Origin of the sequence: Litchfieldia sinesaloumensis (genome assembly GCF_900156865.1) — a bacterium.
GTDB lineage: Bacteria > Bacillota > Bacilli > Bacillales > Bacillaceae_L > Ferdinandcohnia > Ferdinandcohnia sinesaloumensis.
The window spans coordinates 1,852,108-1,869,427 of record NZ_LT732529.1 but is presented as its reverse complement, the minus strand read 5'-3'; the positions used below and the strand labels follow the sequence as shown (position 1 = coordinate 1,869,427).

Here is a 17,320-nt window from a genome sequence, read left to right as displayed (position 1 = left end):
GGAAATAACTCATGCTATTTCCTTTGACTCTTGAAAGTTATTAAACTCTATTCCAATATCTTTGTTGTGCCACGGCATTAATAAAATCAGGTCCGAAGTTAGGATTGTTTGCAGCAAAAACAACACCCTCTAAATTATTGTGTTTTGAGGTTGAAATAAAGGACTGCCCAGTTGTAGCTACTCCTATTGGTTTGTATTGTTCATAAGCTCGAACAAAAAATTTATTCATATTTTTAAAGAAATGCGGGTTATTCTCACTTCCGCCTACAACATAAAGAGCATCCACTAAATAAGGGCTGGAAGTAATAAAAGTTTGATCGACTTTTAGTTGTGTGCCATCTGATCCTACGACAGTACCAAGTTTATCACTTATAATAACGAAGAAAACCCCATTTTGTTTAAATAAGTTAAGTACATTGGCAACCTCTTGACCATTAAAACCATTACCAATTATAATGCCTACTTTTTGTGTAGCAGCATATTTAGGGGTACTGAATTGGCTTAAAGAAGGATAAGCAGTATCGACTGGTACATGTGTTCCTGTTGGACGCTCTACGCCAATATTATCAGCGACGATTGTGGCCAATTCCTTGTCTACATTTACTAATAAGTTCACATTTTGCTGACGGACAGATACGCTCTTTACCTTTCCTAGCTGATAGCTAAATGCTTCAATCGTATGTTGCTTTTCAACAGGTGTTAAGCTATTCCAAAAGATTCTTGTTTGCGAAAAGAAGTCATTAAAGGATTCGCTCCGAGCACGAACTACATGTCCTTCGACCCTTTTCGGATAATGCTCATATCCTCCCTGTTCTGGTGGAGTCTCATGTGGTGTATTATTAGCTAGTGAATTCATATGGTAATCAATCTCATCAACATCAATGCGATATCTCATTGGACCCCGGCGTGTATTGTTGTGAAACGGACAAATAGGTTTGTTAATAGGCAACTCCTGATGGTTTACACCAATACGATGATATTGGGCTGCTTGATATGCAATTAACCTTCCCTGTAACACAGGATCATTAGAAAAATCAATTCCTGGAACAACATTTGCAGGGTTAAATGCGACCTGTTCTGATTCTGTATGGTAGTTATCAATGTTTCTATTTAAAGTCATCTTCCCGATGATTTGAACGGGGATGAGCTCTTCTGGCCAAAACTTAGCAGGGTCAAGTATATCAAAATCATATTTAAATTCATCTTCAAGAGGTATTAATTGGACACCGAGTTCATATTCAGGGTAGAAGCCTTTGTCAATTGCCTCTCTTAAATCCTTGCGGTGGAAGTCAGGGTCTATCCCGCCGAGCTTAATTGCTTCATCCTGAAGCAGTGAATGAACACCTAGAACTGGCTTCCATACAAATCGAACAAAGGTTGCAACATTTTTATCGTTGACAAATAAGTACGTATTAATAGACCACGATTCCATCATACGGTAACTTCTAAGAATGCCTCGATCGGACATTACCCAAGTCGTCATATGAATTGCTTCAGGATTATTGGCTACATAATCCCAAAAGCTATCATGTGCTCCGGTAGCTGTTGGAATATCATCGTCCTGCTTGGCTTGGTACGCGTGAATGACATCTGGAAATTTCATGGGGTCTTGGTTAATAAGTACAGGCATTGCAATCATAGTCAAATCATAATTGCCTTCTTCAGTATAAAACTTAACACCCTTACAACGTAAATCCCTAGCTGTGTCGTAAGAACCTTTGGGACCTTGTACAGTAGAAAATCGAACTGTCAGAGGTGTCTTTTTTCCAGGTTCCTGAAATAAGCATGCTTTTGTTACATGCTTCATCGACCGATAACATTCAAACTCCCCGTGAGCACTGTATCCCCTTGCATGAACCACACGTTCAGGTTGTTCTTCCTTTACGAAGTGAGTCATTTTTTCAAAGTACCAGTAATCTTCGTGCAAGGTAGGACCGCGTACACCGGCAGTTAGCGTGTTTCTATCATTTGCGATTTTTCTTCCTTCATTTGTAGTCAATGGCTTCCCAGTATTTTGTACACGGTACTGATCCAATTGTCGTTGTTTGGCATCTTTAGCTGGTGGCTTCTGGTTTTGGTTTAGATTTCTTGATGTCTTTTCATCCATGTTATCACCCAACCTTATGTTTAAATATTTAGCCCTTATAATATATGAACGAGTATCCTAAATATTCTAAAATTGTATTATAATTCACCTACGAAAACAGTAGTGTGTATTTGTTAGATAGTTTTATTAATTTAATTCCCTAAGCATCCAGGTAATTGTTAGCCTTTTCAAGCATTTGTGGTATTATAGCGGTATATCTAAATTAAAATTGATGCTCATTGTAGAGAGGTAGGCCATGACTATGTTGTTTTTTTTCATTATTATAATAGTTGGATTGCTTCTCCTACTCTATATGTGGCGTGAAGCTAGACTTGAACGTGTTGTGACGAAAACACTCACATTTACGGAATTTCCAAAGAGTTTCGGTAAGATAACCATTTTTTTTATTTCTGATATTCATAGAAGAGAAGTCTCTGAAAAAATTATTAATGAAGCAAAAGGAAAAGCGGATATTGTGATTATTGGTGGGGATCTAACAGAGAAAGGTGTACCCTTTGAACGAGTTAAGAAAAATCTCCAGCTACTGAAAACGATTGGACCTTCCTATTTTGTTTGGGGCAATAATGACTATGAAGTTGATTATCACGAACTTGATTCTCTCCTATTAACTATGGGAATTAAGATTCTTGACAATACAGCAATGTTTTTTGAATCAGGAGAAGGTGAGAAGCTTGCCCTTCTTGGAATTGATGATTTGAAAGAGGGAAGAAGCAGGCTAGACCTTGCCCTATTAGACGCAGGAGATGAGGTGGGTTTTAAAATACTGGTTAGTCACAACCCCGCGATAATTAGTGATATTCAACCAAACCATACTATTAATCTTGTCTTATCTGGACATACACATGGTGGACAAATTCGGTTTTGGAAATTTGGACTCTATCCTAAAGGTGGGGTTACGTTTAAAAATGGTACTACCCTTTTCGTAAGCAACGGTTATGGTACTTCGGGTGTTCCGTTGAGACTTGGAGCACCAGCAGAAACGCATTTGATAACTATACAATCATCTAAAAGCTAAAGGAGTATTAACAGTGCGTAAAAATGCCCTAACAATACTAAATCAAGAACATAATTGATGTTCCTTCATAAAATAAAGAAACGGTTGTTGTAGGTGTGATGGTGAGGGAGGGTTTTTAATGCGTCTTGAACGCTTAACTTATAATAAAATAAAGATATTTCTAACATTCGATGATCTGGTTGATCGTGGCCTCACTAAGGATGATCTTTTGTCGGATTCGCTAAAGGTCCACCAATTATTTCGAGATATGATTGAAGAAGCAAATATAGAATTAGGCTTTGAAGCCGATGGCCCTATTGCTGTAGAAGTATATTCTCTACAAGCACAAGGAATGGTAATTATAGTAACCAATTCGGTAGGGGACCTTGAAGATGAAGAATTTATGGACGAAGATTATATTGAGATGCAGGTCACTCTTGATGAGAGTAAAGATATATTTTATGAATTTCATTCGTTTGAAGATGTTATCCAACTGTCAACAAGATTAACCAATTTATCTATTGATGGTGGTAAACTATATTCATTTAATGATTATTTTTATTTTTTACTCGAAGACAATTTGGAATTTAATACTGAAAACATCATAGCCATTTTAGCTGAATTTGGAAATCCAGCTACAATCACAAAACATCGAGTCCATGAGTATGGAAAAATCCTTTTTAACAAAGATGCAATAAAGGAAATATATAAGTATTTTATAAAAAAATAACAAACCTCTAAATTAGGTTTAGGGGTTTTTTTCCTTGTATTTAAAAGTAAGTTGTACCTGTCCTAAATCAGTGTTCTTAATTTAAGAATAAAAATAAAGATTCTTTCTTTTTATTCTTGCATAAACATATGGAAGGTGTATACTAGTGACTGGAAAGGTGGACAATAATAGAAATTCGAACGTCATGTTCACCGCACTTTTTGAACATCCTCTAATGGAACTGTGAAAAATCTTGGGAGGTTTACAAATGGTAGCCGAAAACAAAAAGGACATTACCAAACAGAATGAAAATAAAATGGATGTCCTCAAATCTACACAAACAGTTATACATAAAGCTTTAGAAAAATTAGGGTACCCTGAAGAAGTGTACGAACTCTTAAAAGAACCGATTCGAATGATGACCGTAAAAATTCCAGTAAGGATGGATGATGGCTCGGTAAAAATCTTTACAGGCTACCGCGCACAACATAATGATGCTGTCGGTCCAACTAAAGGTGGTATTCGTTTCCATCCGAATGTAACAGAAAAAGAGGTTAAAGCGCTTTCGATTTGGATGAGCTTAAAATGTGGTATCGTAGACTTACCATATGGTGGAGGAAAAGGCGGTATCATTTGTGACCCTAGAGATATGTCATTTCGCGAACTGGAACGACTTAGTCGTGGATATGTTCGTGCAATTAGCCAAATTGTAGGTCCAACAAAGGATATCCCAGCGCCAGATGTTTTTACGAATTCCCAAATTATGGCCTGGATGATGGATGAGTATAGCCGAATAGATGAATTTAACTCACCTGGATTCATTACAGGAAAACCACTTGTCTTAGGTGGGTCACATGGTCGTGAATCTGCCACTGCTAAAGGAGTTACGATATGTATTCGTGAAGCAGCGAAGAAACGAGGCATTAATTTAGAAGGTGCTCGCGTAGTTGTACAAGGCTTTGGGAATGCAGGTAGTTTCTTATCTAAATTCATGCATGATGCAGGTGCTAAAGTGATTGGTATTTCTGATGCCTATGGTGGACTATACGATCCAAATGGTTTAGATATTGATTATTTATTAGATCGTCGTGATAGCTTTGGAACTGTTACGAAGTTATTTAATGATACAATAACTAATAAGGAATTACTGGAGCTTGATTGTGATATTCTAGTTCCTGCTGCGATTGAAAATCAAATTACAGAAGAAAACGCACATAATATTCGTGCGGGTATTGTTGTGGAAGCTGCAAACGGACCGACAACACTTGAGGCAACACAAATCTTAACTGACAGAGGAATCCTGCTCGTACCGGATGTATTAGCAAGTGCTGGTGGAGTGACAGTATCTTATTTCGAATGGGTGCAAAACAATCAGGGCTATTACTGGTCAGAAGAAGAAGTGGAAGAAAAACTTGAAAAAGTAATGGTTAAATCGTTTGAAAACATCTATACAACAGCTCAAAATAGACGTGTTGACATGAGACTTGCTGCCTACATGGTTGGAGTTAGAAAAATGGCAGAAGCGTCACGCTTTAGAGGTTGGATTTAAAAACATACATGAACTAATTACTTGCAAGCCATATCGAAATCTCCTATCATCTTGGTAGGAGATTTTCTGTTGATAAGGTACAAACTGCCTTTATTAGTATGTTTTACAGCACATTTTCATTGATAGAAGGGCAAAATATTACAAGTTAGATTTTTTTGAAAATAAACGTATTGAAGATAGTAGGAGTGACATACATGCAATCGGAAGAAGTAATTATTATTGGGGGAGGCCCTTGCGGATTAGCAGCTGCAATTGCACTGCAGGATATAGGAATTAATCCTTTGGTAATCGAAAAAGGAAATATCGTAAATTCAATCTACCATTATCCAACACACCAAACGTTCTTTAGTTCAAGCGAAAAATTAGAGATAGGAAATGTTCCATTTATTATTGAGGGACGTAAGCCAAAGCGAAATCAAGCACTAGCATATTACCGAGAAGTAACCAAACGAAAGAAAATTAGGATAAATGCTTTTGAAAAAGTAACAGAGGTTAGAAAACTCGTGAATGGTCAGTTTCAGATTACAAGCTCTAAAGGTGAGTACCGATCAACATACTTAATTATAGCAACAGGTTATTACGATAATCCGAACTATATGAATGTTCCTGGGGAAAATCTCCCTAAAGTATTTCATTATTTCAAAGAACCACATCCTTATTTTGACAAGGATGTAGTTGTAATCGGTGGGAAAAATTCCAGTGTCGATGCAGCTCTCGAACTTGCAAATGCAGATGCAAGAGTAACAGTCCTGTATCGTGGTTCCGAATACTCTTCAAGTATTAAACCGTGGATCTTACCTGAATTTGAATCAATGGTCCGAAATGGTCTTATTCAAATGGAATTTAATGCGGATGTAGTTGAAATAACGGAAAATAAAGTAATTTATCAAGTTGAAAACGAGAAAAAAGAAGTGAAAAATGACTTTGTGTTTGCGATGACGGGATATCATCCAGACCACGGTTTTCTAGAGAAGATGCATGTTGAAATCGATCAAGAAACAGGAAGACCTTCATTTAACCCCGACACTATGGAAACCAATATAGAGGGTATTTTTATTTCAGGTGTAATCGCTGCTGGTAATAATGCAAATGAAATATTCATAGAAAATGGGCGTTTTCACGGAGATATGATTGCAAAAGCGATTCTAGGTAGGAAATAGGGGCTGTCCGATAAGTCCTAATAAGGCAAGGGAGAAAAACGTCTCGTTCTTCTCCCTTGCCTTTTTGAGTTTTTCGACTTTTCTCGGAAAATAGCTGACGGATGCCAGCTACTTTCAGTATATTGTGGGCTAATGGCACAATTCCAAACTCGTAACTGACAACCCAAAATATAAAAATGAGGGACTTTCCTTAAAGGCACTTTTCAATGACTTTTCGGACAGCTCTGTTTTTTATTTTAGAAAGAGTTCCTGAAGTTCGTTGTGTTTATTTGTAACCTCTAATGTGACTAGTAGTTTAAGTCTTGCTTTTTGCCCGTTTAAACCATTTGAAAAAATAACACCAAGTTCTTTCAATTGGCGCCCGCCTCCCTCATAATTGTATACGTCCTGTACATACCCATTAAAGCAACGGGAAACTAAGACGACGGGTATTCCACTAGTGATTAGTGCTTTTAGTTCAGGTACCATGATTGGGGGAAGATTTCCTTGTCCCAACGCTTCGATGACTAATCCATCAGGTTGTAGAGTTCGAATTGCTCTAATTACTGATCCATCCATTCCAGCATAAGCTTTTAGAAGGAGGACATTCTTGCTTACAGTTTCAATATTATAGGTTTCTCTTACGGTTGGTACGTGGTGAAATGTGATATTACGTTTGCTAACAATTCCTAAAGGTCCATATTGTGGACTTTGGAAAGTTGCGATATTACTTGTATGTGTTTTTGTTACGTTTTTCGCAGTGTGAATTTCATCGTTCAGAACAACTAATACTCCTTTTCCAACTGCGCTATTAGAAGCAGCAACGCGTACAGCTGAAATTAAATTATATGGACCGTCTGCTCCAAGTTCATTACTGGATCTCATGGCTCCTGTCACAACAATAGGTATATTAGATTGGACAGTTATATCTAAGAAATATGCTGTCTCCTCAAGCGTGTCCGTCCCGTGTGAAATTACAACACCCTCAATTTGATCCTCTTTAATGCTTTTTTCAATTTTTTCTTTTAAAATAAACATTTCCTTCTCCGTTATATGTGGCGAAGGTAATTGGAATAACTCTTCCACCTTTACGTTAGCAATGGATGATAATGCATCAGAATGTTGAAGTAGTGGATTTAGTTGATTTTGCTGTACGGCTCCAGTTTCTTTATCCTCCATCATTGAAATCGTACCGCCTGTATGTATAACGAGGATTTTTTTCATAATACTTGCCTCATTTCTATATTGAAAATAATCTTGGTTCCTTCGTATTTTCATTTACCAAATTACATGTTACGATAAAAGTGAATGTTTCTCAATTATCAAATAGATATTTTACATATCAGGGGGAAGAGGATTCTTATGGTAGCGGTAATTACCGCAGGGCTAGCACCCGGACTAGCGTTACTAAGTTATTTTTATTTGAAAGATAAATACGATGCAGAACCAATTGCAATGGTTTTTCGAATATTCATTTTTGGAGCTATCCTCGTATTTCCAATCATGTTTATCCAATATGTTTTAGGGGTCGAAGGGGTTTTTAATCATAGTTTTTTACAGGCCTTTTTAAGAGTTGCCTTGTTGGAAGAGTTTTTTAAGTGGTTTATTCTTTTTTATACTGTTTACCAACATGTTGAATTTGATGAACAATATGACGGAATTGTATATGGTGCGGCTGTTTCATTGGGTTTCGCAACATTGGAAAATATTCTCTATTTACTTGCTAATGGGGTCCATTTCGCAGTGGGGAGAGCCTTGTTACCAGTTTCTAGTCACGCGTTATTTGGCGTGATTATGGGGTTTTATCTTGGTAAGGCGAAATTTGCACCGAGGGATAAGGTAAAGTGGATATTGGTTTCTTTTTTATTTCCCTTTATGTTACATGGGATTTATGATTATATCCTTCTTTCATTGAATAAATGGATCTATATAATGGTGCCATTCATGTTTTTTTTGTGGTGGTTCGGGTTAAGAAAAGTGAAAATAGCAAAATCTTAGCCGTTGTTACCTGTCCTTATGGGCAGGTTTTTTGTTTTTTTTATATTTATTCTCATCGACAATGAAATCCTTCTGAATAAAATGCCATTTTCTACAGAAAATACATTGTAAGTATATATAGAAAATGGTTAGGGAGGTAAATGATATGAGCTTTAAAAGGTATTTGATGTTCCCCATCATCATTATCATGTTTGTAAGTGTGTTCATTGGCGGAACTAATAATAATGTTAACGCATTTTCTGGACAGGTTATTCAACGTGGTGCAACAGGAGACGATGTAATCGAATTACAATCAAGACTTCAGTATAACGGGTATTACCATGGAACAATTGATGGGGTATACGGATGGAGCACTTACTGGGCTGTCCGAAACTTCCAAAAAGCATTTGGACTTGAAGAAGTAGATGGGTTGGTCGGAGAAAAAACGAAAGAAATGATTAACCGATTTACCAAATACAATAAGCAATTTGTATATGATAATTTACGCAAAGGAAACCGATTTACACATTACGGCGGTGTTCCATTGAGCATTCAATCTGCTCCTTCTGAAAAGACTATTCAAAAAGCAAAAACAACTGCTGAGGCGAGACGGATTGAGATAGAAAAGCAATACACACCAGACCCAAAGCAACCGCAAGGTGAAGCACAGCAGCCAAAGCAGCCACAAGGTCAAGGTGAGACACAACAACCCAAGCAACCACAAGGTGGAGCACAGCAGCCAAAGCAACCACAAGGTGGAGCACAGCAGCCAAAGCAACCACAAGGCGGGGCACAACAACCTAAGCAGCCACAAGGTGGAGCACAGCAGCCAAAACAACCACAAGGTGGGACGCAGCAACCACAACAGCCACAAGGTGGTCAAGATGAGGCACAACAACCTCAACAGCCACAAGAGGAACAGGCTGAAACACAATCACAAGGACCAACAGCTGTAAATATGCCAGGTGGATTTTCTCAAAATGATATTCAACTTATGGCCAATGCTGTTTATGGTGAAGCTCGTGGGGAGCCATATATAGGACAAGTAGCAGTTGCAGCTGTAATCTTAAATCGTCTAGATAGCCCAACATTCCCAGACACAGTGTCAGGAATTATTTTTGAACCACTTGCATTTACAGCAGTTGCTGATGGGCAAATATGGTTGACTCCAAATGAGCAAGCCAAAAAAGCAGTAATTGATGCAATAAATGGAATGGACCCAACAGGTGGGGCGGTTTATTACTTTAATCCAGCTACCGCAACAAGTAAATGGATCTGGGGTAGACCGCAAATTAAGAAAATTGGCAGTCACATATTCTGTAGATAGATTGGAAGGTGAGATAGAATGCTAAGAGGAATATTAATTGGAGTACTTACAATCGGAATAATCGGAACAGGTTATTGGGGCTATAAAGAGCACCAAGAAAAAAATGCTATTTTAATTCAGGCAGAAAACAATTATCAACGGGCGTTTCATGATTTAACCTATCATATTGATCTATTACACGACAAAATCGGTACGACACTGGCGATGAATTCAAGGAGTTCACTATCTCCAACATTAGCAGATGTGTGGAGAATCACTTCTGAAGCACAATCAGATGTTGGACAGCTACCTCTGGCACTCTTGCCTTTTAACAAAACGGAAGAGTTTCTGAGTAATATCGGAGATTTTAGTTATCGAACGGCAGTACGAGACTTATCAAAGGAACCACTATCTGACGAAGAGTATAAAACCCTTCAACAACTTTACAAAAATGCAGAAGATATTCAAAAAGAGCTTCGGACGGTCCAACATTTAGCAATGGAAAATAATCTGCGCTGGATGGACGTTGAATTAGCACTTGCTTCAGGGGAAAAGCAGGCAGATAATACAATAATCGACGGATTAAAAACTGTTGAAAAAAATGTCTCGGCTTATTCTGAAGCTGAATTTGGTGTAACTCTTACAACAACTAAAAGAGATGGAGGAAAATTTCAAAACCTAGAAGGACCTGAAATCAACGAGGAGAAAGCAAAGGAAGTCGCAAAGAAGTTTCTTGGATTAAAAGGGAATATTGAAATGAAAGTTACGGAAAACGGTGAAGGTTCACAAAATGGATTTTATAGTATCGAAATAAATGACCCTAAATCCAAAGTGAATACTTACATGGATATAACCAAAAAGGGAGGTATCCCTATTTGGGTAATTAGAAACCGAGAAGTTGCAAAAAGTGCAATCAGTCTTAATGATGCTTACAATCGAGCTCTTACTTTCTTAAAAGATAATAAATTTGAAAATCTGGAGCTCTTTGAAAGTGCGCAATATGATAATGTCGGTATATTTAATTTCGTTTCTTCAATTGATGGAGTGAGAATATATTCAGACTCCATTAAAATGAAGGTAGCACTTGATGATGGAAATATTCTTGGATTTTCAGCAAGAGACTTTTTAATGGCAGGTAAAATTGTACCGAAAAGCAAACCGAAAATATCAATGGATGAAGCTAAGGGGAAAATAAATCCGAACCTTCAAATCATGGAAAATCGTCTAGCCATTATTACGAACGATCTCAATCAAGATGTCCTTTGTTATGAGTTCTTAGGTACAATTGATAATGATACATACCGTATCTTTATCAACGCAGAAGATGGGATGGAAGAAAAGGTTGAAAAACTTAAAAATGCAGAGCCAGTATATAGCGGTATAAATAAATCATAATACATTAAGGAAAGCAGTCTTGCTTTCCTTTTTTTATACAACAGGGTCTCTTGCACAATCCTTTATGTTCGTGGTTTAATAAGAGCATACAGATTGTTTTTGAAAAGAGTGAACATCCGTGTTGAAAATTGGGGATATGATAAATCTTGAACCAACAATTAACTCTAATGATGAAAAATATCGTTGCAGAGTTGTTGAAAGAATAGACAATAAGATATATATAGACTATCCGGTAAATGACAAAACAGGAAAAACCGTCTTTTTATTAAATGGGGCGCAATTAAAGGCTTTTGTATCAGGAGACAGTACATCGGCTTATTTTTTTGATACTGTAGTGTTAGGTAGGGTAAAGCAGAACATCCCAATGATTGTACTTTCTTTCCCTGGAGAAGACCGCATGTATAAAATACAACGGCGCCAATATGTCCGTGTCGAAACTCCAGTAGATGTAGCTATACATAGCTTGAATGGTGAATTTTTACCGTTTGTATCAATTACGCATGATATCAGTGCTGGTGGGGCTTCTATCATTCTACCTTTTTCAAAACAATTAATACCGGGAACTGAAATAAATACACATTTCGTTCTTCCCGCCCTTTCTGAAGACTATCAATATGTGACCTTCAGATGTGAGGTAATCCGAATTGTTAAAGGTAAAAATGGAGAAAAAAATAAAGCGTCAATCAAATTCATAGATATAACTGAAAAAGAGCGACGACAATTGATTAAATTCTGTTTTGAGAGACAATTGCTTATGAAGAAAAAAGGGATAACGTTTAGCGAATCATAAGTTTTTTGTTTATCGAATAAATTTACACAACATTTCGCATACTAGTATAAAAACTTATTTTAGGATTGGTATGCAAAATGAGAAATTTCGAACGTATTTTAATCAAGCTTGCTATTATTCAATTTATATTTCTTCTTGTGGCACAGGCTGTTATTTTATACAGTCCATTGACTCCTTATATCACCAGAATGATTGAATATGAAGGTGTCGACAAATCAGACTCGACCAAAACCATTGAAACATTATTGAATAACAATTAAAATAAATGCAGGGATTCCCTGCATTTTTTCGTAGGAAGGAATACAGTTCAGTTGAATATATATAATATAGTTTAGGTGAACATGCTATTTAAAGTATTTCTAATTATCTTGTCTAGCTCCAGGCACAGTCGTCTCTTAGGTCTAAGATAGACACCGATTAATGGTCGTTTGTCTTGTCGTATAAAGCCGCATGCCTTGTGCTTTTCTTTATCTAACAGGAGGCATACATAGTTTATGGAGAAAAAAATTTCAATTGCAATTGACGGACCGGCAGCTGCTGGAAAAAGTACGGTTGCAAAGATTATCGCAAACAATTTATCGTACATATATGTTGACACAGGTGCAATGTATCGCGCTTTAACCTTTAAAGCATTACAACAATCATTAGACCTGGAAAGTGAAGATCAGCTTCTCGAGGCCCTTCAACATGCAAAAATAGAACTTCAACCAAGTGAAAATGGACAACTGGTTTTTATTGATGATAAAGATGTTACTGAAAAAATTCGTGAGCATGATGTAACAAATTCAGTATCAATTGTTTCTAAACATCGTAAGGTGCGCGAAAATATGGTGAAGCGACAGCAGGATTTGGCTAAACATGGTGGGGTCGTAATGGATGGACGAGATATAGGTACCCATGTACTCCCAAACGCAGAGGTAAAAATATTCTTACTTGCGTCTGTTGATGAGAGAGCTGTCCGTCGTCATGAAGAGAATCTTTCAAAAGGCTATGATTCGGATTTAGAACAATTAAAATCAGAAATTGCTGCTCGGGATAAATTAGATTCTGAAAGAGAGGTTGCTCCATTGCGTAAGGCAGAGGATGCAATTGAAATAGATACAACTTCATTAAGTATTGAAGAAGTTGTTGCACGAATTATGGATATTGTGAAGGAAAGGATTTGAACGTAATGAACCTTTATTCCTTTGCAAGAGGTTTGGTTGGAGCCATTATCAAACCTCTATACCGTATCGAAATCATTGGAAAAGAGAATATTCCAAATCAGGGTGGGGTCTTGATATGTTCAAACCACATCGATAATTTAGACCCTCCTGTAGTAGGAGTTACGTCACCGAGGCCCATTCACTTTATGGCAAAAGAGGAATTGTTCAAGGTACCATTATTGGGACCTTTATTGCCGAGAATAAATGCATTTCCGGTAAAGCGAGGAATGAGTGACCGTGAGGCCTTAAGAACGGCTATAAAGGTCTTAAAAGAGGGAAATGTGTTAGGTATTTTTCCTGAAGGTACTCGAAGCAGAGATGGCAAGCTTGGAAAAGGATTATCAGGAGTTGGCTTCTTTGCGTTACGGACGGATTGTGTTGTTGTCCCATGTGCGATTATTGGTCCATATAGATTATTTGGTAAATTAAGAGTAGTTTATGGTGAACCCATTAATATGGAAGCGTACAGAACAGAAAAGACCTCAGCTGATGTAGTAACAGAAAAAATTATGGATGCAATTGGAGAGTTATTGGAAAAATATAAATAGATTAAGAGTTTATACTTGACAAATAACTCTATTTATTAGAAGTTAATTAAAAGAATATTTTTAACTTTATTCTTTAGTGTATTAATCTCTAGTGAATAAAGTTAGCCTCCGGCGGATGCCATGATTTTTCAAGGGCAACTTTTCGAGCAGTAAGATCGAAGACTAGAAACGCGACGTCATGTGGCACCTCTTCGTGACCCACTTCCTGTGGGCCTAAAATCAGGCGCACATACGCCAAGGGGCATTTGATATAATTATATATACATAAATAGTTTTTGTGTTGGATATTTAAGGAGGTAATTGGAATGACGGAGGATATGAATCAAGTAGAGGTCAAGGAATTACAAGTAGGTGATGTTATCACTGGTAAGGTTACAAAAGTAGAAGAGAAGCAAGTATTTGTTTCAGTTGAGAACAGTAAGCTAGATGGAATCATTCCAATCAGTGAGCTGTCAAGTCTACATGTAGAAAAGGCAAGTGACGTTGTTTCTGAAGGAGAAGAACTAGAACTTTCAGTAACAAAAGTAGAAGAAGAGGCTTTAATTTTATCTAAAAAAGCTGTACTTGCTTCTAAAGCATGGGACGATCTTGAACAAAAATTCAACACGGGTGAAGTGTTTGAAGCAATTGTAAAAGATGTTGTAAAAGGTGGACTAGTTGTTGACTTAGGAGTAAGAGGCTTTATTCCAGCTTCATTAGTTGAAAACTATTATGTGGAAGATTTCTCTGATTATAAGGACAAGGCATTAACTGTAAAAGTGGTTGAACTCGATGCTGAGAAAAATAGAGTGATCTTATCACATCGAGCTGTTGTAGAAGAAGAGGAAAAAAATAAAAAGCAACACGTACTTGATTCTTTACAAGTAGGCTCTGTGCTTGAAGGTACTGTTCAGCGATTAACTGATTTTGGTGCTTTTGTTGATATCGGTGGTATCGACGGCCTTGTACACATTTCCCAACTTTCTCATGAACATGTGTCAAAACCTTCAGATGTTGTTGAAGAAGGTCAGGTATTAAAGGTGAAGGTATTATCAGTTGACCGTGATAATGAAAGAATTTCATTATCTGTGAAAGAAACATTACCTGGACCATGGGAGAATATCGCTGACAAATTATCAGTAGGAAATGTAGTTGAAGGTACGGTAAGAAGACTTGTATCATTTGGTGCTTTTGTTGAGGTTTTACCAGGTGTAGAAGGACTTGTTCATATCTCTCAAATCTCATCCAAACATATCGCTACTCCACATGAGGTATTAAAAGAAGGTCAAAAAGTTAGCGTGAAAGTCCTTGAAGTCAACGAATCAGACAAACGCATTTCGTTAAGTATGAAGGAACTTGAAGAAAACGTAGAAGAGGACTACAGTCAATACCAACAACAAGAGGAATCAACTGGATTCCAACTCGGAGAAATGATCGGTGACCAACTAAATAAATTGAAATAATAAATGGATGCTTAAAAGTAAAGCTCTCACCCAATAGGGTGAGGGCTTTTTACTTTGGATTCATTCGGTTTATATCTCTTGCTTCGTCGGGTGTGTCTAATCTTGTTGCACCCGGGTAATCAATAGACTGATCTCGATCAGATTCTGTTAAGCGTTCTTTTCTTTGCTTACCTTCTTGTCGATCCTTACCCATTTAACTCTCCTCCTTGTAACCCTACATAAGTTCCCATCAGTTGGGTACTGTAAGTAAGGGAAATTTATTATAAAATAAGTTTCTCTTTATTGTTTCTTAAAAGGAAAATTGGTATTCAACTGGGTTAAAATTCATCAATTCGAGACATAATGGGAATAATGGGAGGTGGAGAGGTGGACGGTGCCCTTTTTTATTGGATTTGTTGGATGGCCTGGGTATGTAGCACTTTTTTAATGAAAAAAAGTAGAGAGAGGTTTATCCTTTCTGTTTTGTTTTTAGTAATCATCATATTGTCACCATATTATGTTGTAATCGGTCAGTTTAAATTAAATTGCAGTATTTTTCCAATTCTCTTTTATTGCCTGAGAGAAATTTCGAAACTTCCAAAGAAGACGGTACTTTTTCTATTGATTTGTATCCTCACAATCTCATTAGCATACTGTAGTTTCTTAATGTTTGAATTATACGATCCGGTCTGGCTAGTTTTTAATCGGAATTTAATGCTAGGAGCTGCCTTAATATACGTTACTTTAATGTTATTAAAGGACTTCCGCCAACGATTGGCAGGGCTATTACTTGGTACCGTTCAAGGTGATGTTCTCTATGGAGTCGTTATTAATAAAGTCAATTTTTCATATGAAATTGGTTCATTTGTCTTTTTAGATGTAATAGCAGTTAGTTTCAGCTTTATTTTTGTGTGGTCAACACTTGAAATACTCTTACGTCATGTTGATGTAATCGTCCAAAAAAACACGAAGGAGAAACACGGCTAAATGAATGAATATACATACCCAATATTGTTTGGGGTCATTTTCGGAGTTGGTATACGTCTGTACATGTTGCGTACAGATTATCGGCAATATCCTACATATTTACATGGCAAAATCATTCATGTTGCATTAGGCTTTATTGCAGCAGGGTTGGGGACTGTAGCGGTACCTTCAATTATGGAGGAGGATTTCACTGCGATTACCTTCTTAACGATTGCCGCTTCACAATTTCGTGATGTGAGAAATATGGAACGAAATACCCTTACAGAACTTGATTCTTTTGAATTGGTGCCAAGAGGAAAGACCTATATTGAAGGAATCGCGGTTGCCTTTGAAAGTCGTAACTATTTGGTGATTTTTACTTCTTTTTTTTCTACCTTTGCTTATCTTGCTTTCAATATGTGGGTAGGAATTGTTGTAGGTATTGTATGTTTACTAATCTGTAAAAAATTAATGGCTGGAGGTAAACTTAAGGATATTGTTGATATTGAATATGTTGAACCTCATTTTAAGGATGCGGGTCTACACGTTGACGATATTTATATAATGAATATTGGTCTCCCTGCAAGACAAGAAGAGATTTTAAAGTACGGTATGGGATTTATTTTAAAACCTAAAACATTCAATGCTAGGGCCACAATTGCCAATCTTGGACAACGTCAAGCAATCCTACATGATATTTCAACAGCTTTAGGGGTAACCAGAGATTCAGGTACGCCAGCTCTCGTTCCTTTGGCCAAAAGAGATTTAAATGACGGGCGTGTGGGGATATTTGTTTTACCTCAAGAAAAGGATATTGAAAAAGCAATTGGGGTACTTGGAAATGTACCAACATTAGAGAATGCGATAAGAATGCCAACGGAGAGGGATGTTAACAAGAAGGGAAGGCCACTTAAATGAATATTGAAAAGTTTATCTTAGCAGCGATTAAGATGGAATCTTCAACAGTGAATGTAGCTGGTGGTACACCCGTATTTTCTTGCACCTCAAAGGTTGAGATGGAGACGGTTGCTGCTAATTTAGAAGCAATCTTAGATGGAATTGCTCATGAATTAAGTGAAAATGTATATATAATCGTAAAACACTAAACAATTGATTGTTGTACATTCTAATCTTTGATAGAATAAAAAAGCATGACCCTTCTAACTGGAAGGGTTTATTAATTTTCGTGTCTAGTTATATGCGCCATCGGATCT

At 37.1% G+C, this 17,320-nt stretch carries 18 protein-coding genes; 15 read left to right on the top strand and 3 right to left on the bottom strand.

The window, feature by feature from the left end; translation table 11 throughout:
• Positions 1–40: 40 nt before the first annotated feature.
• Positions 41–2,107 carry a catalase gene (locus tag CZ490_RS09295; protein WP_077618631.1) on the bottom strand — a complete coding sequence of 689 codons (2,067 nt, stop codon included), beginning with the start codon at positions 2,105–2,107 and terminating at the stop codon, positions 41–43.
• A 241-nt stretch (positions 2,108–2,348) separates the two neighbouring features.
• On the opposite strand from CZ490_RS09295, the gene CZ490_RS09290 reads away from it, so the two are divergent.
• From CZ490_RS09290 to CZ490_RS09275, 4 genes are all read left to right on the top strand, one after another.
• Positions 2,349–3,122: a metallophosphoesterase gene (locus tag CZ490_RS09290; protein ID WP_077621013.1), complete on the top strand. Its 774-nt coding sequence runs from the start codon at positions 2,349–2,351 to the stop codon at positions 3,120–3,122.
• A gap of 118 nt (positions 3,123–3,240) precedes the next feature.
• Complete coding sequence (locus tag CZ490_RS09285) at positions 3,241–3,831, top strand: genetic competence negative regulator (protein WP_077618630.1); 591 nt, start codon at positions 3,241–3,243, stop codon at positions 3,829–3,831.
• Positions 3,832–4,078: 247 nt separating this feature from the next.
• Complete coding sequence (locus CZ490_RS09280; RefSeq protein WP_077618629.1) at positions 4,079–5,359, top strand: Glu/Leu/Phe/Val family dehydrogenase; 1,281 nt, start codon at positions 4,079–4,081, stop codon at positions 5,357–5,359.
• 194 nt (positions 5,360–5,553) lie between these two features.
• Complete coding sequence (locus tag CZ490_RS09275; RefSeq protein WP_077618628.1) at positions 5,554–6,519, top strand: YpdA family putative bacillithiol disulfide reductase; 966 nt, start codon at positions 5,554–5,556, stop codon at positions 6,517–6,519.
• A 231-nt stretch (positions 6,520–6,750) separates the two neighbouring features.
• Here CZ490_RS09275 and CZ490_RS09270 read toward each other — a convergent pair whose 3' ends face one another.
• Positions 6,751–7,722 carry an asparaginase gene (locus CZ490_RS09270; protein ID WP_077618627.1) on the bottom strand — a complete coding sequence of 324 codons (972 nt, stop codon included), beginning with the start codon at positions 7,720–7,722 and terminating at the stop codon, positions 6,751–6,753.
• A 138-nt stretch (positions 7,723–7,860) separates the two neighbouring features.
• On the opposite strand from CZ490_RS09270, the gene prsW reads away from it, so the two are divergent.
• The 8 genes from prsW to rpsA all read left to right on the top strand — a co-directional run bounded on the left by prsW (position 7,861) and on the right by rpsA (position 15,161).
• Complete coding sequence (gene prsW / locus CZ490_RS09265) at positions 7,861–8,496, top strand: glutamic-type intramembrane protease PrsW (RefSeq protein WP_077618626.1); 636 nt, start codon at positions 7,861–7,863, stop codon at positions 8,494–8,496.
• Positions 8,497–8,641: 145 nt separating this feature from the next.
• The gene (locus CZ490_RS09260; RefSeq protein WP_077618625.1) at positions 8,642–9,802 is read left to right on the top strand and encodes a cell wall hydrolase; all 1,161 of its coding nucleotides are present in this window, start codon (positions 8,642–8,644) and stop codon (positions 9,800–9,802) included.
• A gap of 18 nt (positions 9,803–9,820) precedes the next feature.
• A complete protein-coding gene (ypeB, locus tag CZ490_RS09255) occupies positions 9,821–11,176 on the top strand; it encodes a germination protein YpeB (RefSeq protein WP_077618624.1) in 1,356 nt (451 codons plus the stop codon).
• Between the two features lie 118 nt (positions 11,177–11,294).
• Positions 11,295–11,966, top strand: a complete 672-nt coding sequence (locus CZ490_RS09250; protein ID WP_077618623.1) for a flagellar brake protein — start codon at positions 11,295–11,297, stop codon at positions 11,964–11,966.
• 77 nt (positions 11,967–12,043) lie between these two features.
• Positions 12,044–12,226, top strand: coding sequence for a YpfB family protein (locus tag CZ490_RS09245; RefSeq protein WP_077618622.1), 183 nt, complete (start codon positions 12,044–12,046; stop codon positions 12,224–12,226).
• Between the two features lie 234 nt (positions 12,227–12,460).
• Positions 12,461–13,132, top strand: a complete 672-nt coding sequence (cmk, locus tag CZ490_RS09240; RefSeq protein ID WP_077618621.1) for a (d)CMP kinase — start codon at positions 12,461–12,463, stop codon at positions 13,130–13,132.
• A gap of 5 nt (positions 13,133–13,137) precedes the next feature.
• Entirely contained in the window at positions 13,138–13,719 is a 582-nt protein-coding gene (locus CZ490_RS09235) for a lysophospholipid acyltransferase family protein (protein WP_077621012.1), read from the top strand.
• 305 nt (positions 13,720–14,024) lie between these two features.
• Positions 14,025–15,161: a 30S ribosomal protein S1 gene (gene rpsA / locus CZ490_RS09230; RefSeq protein ID WP_077618620.1), complete on the top strand. Its 1,137-nt coding sequence runs from the start codon at positions 14,025–14,027 to the stop codon at positions 15,159–15,161.
• Positions 15,162–15,210: 49 nt separating this feature from the next.
• On the opposite strand, the gene CZ490_RS09225 is transcribed toward rpsA, so the two are convergent.
• Positions 15,211–15,354 carry a YpzI family protein gene (locus CZ490_RS09225; RefSeq protein WP_077618619.1) on the bottom strand — a complete coding sequence of 48 codons (144 nt, stop codon included), beginning with the start codon at positions 15,352–15,354 and terminating at the stop codon, positions 15,211–15,213.
• 149 nt (positions 15,355–15,503) lie between these two features.
• Here CZ490_RS09225 and CZ490_RS09220 point away from each other — a divergent pair, with 149 nt between their 5' ends.
• The 3 genes from CZ490_RS09220 to CZ490_RS09210 are packed head-to-tail and all read left to right on the top strand — an operon-like array spanning position 15,504 to position 17,212.
• A complete protein-coding gene (locus CZ490_RS09220; protein ID WP_419095751.1) occupies positions 15,504–16,127 on the top strand; it encodes a YphA family membrane protein in 624 nt (207 codons plus the stop codon).
• Positions 16,128–17,024 carry a YIEGIA family protein gene (locus CZ490_RS09215; RefSeq protein ID WP_077618617.1) on the top strand — a complete coding sequence of 299 codons (897 nt, stop codon included), beginning with the start codon at positions 16,128–16,130 and terminating at the stop codon, positions 17,022–17,024.
• Complete coding sequence (locus CZ490_RS09210; protein ID WP_077618616.1) at positions 17,021–17,212, top strand: capping complex subunit for YIEGIA; 192 nt, start codon at positions 17,021–17,023, stop codon at positions 17,210–17,212. The genes CZ490_RS09215 and CZ490_RS09210 overlap by 4 nt, the downstream gene beginning before the upstream one ends.
• The last annotated feature ends 108 nt before the right edge of the window (positions 17,213–17,320 follow it).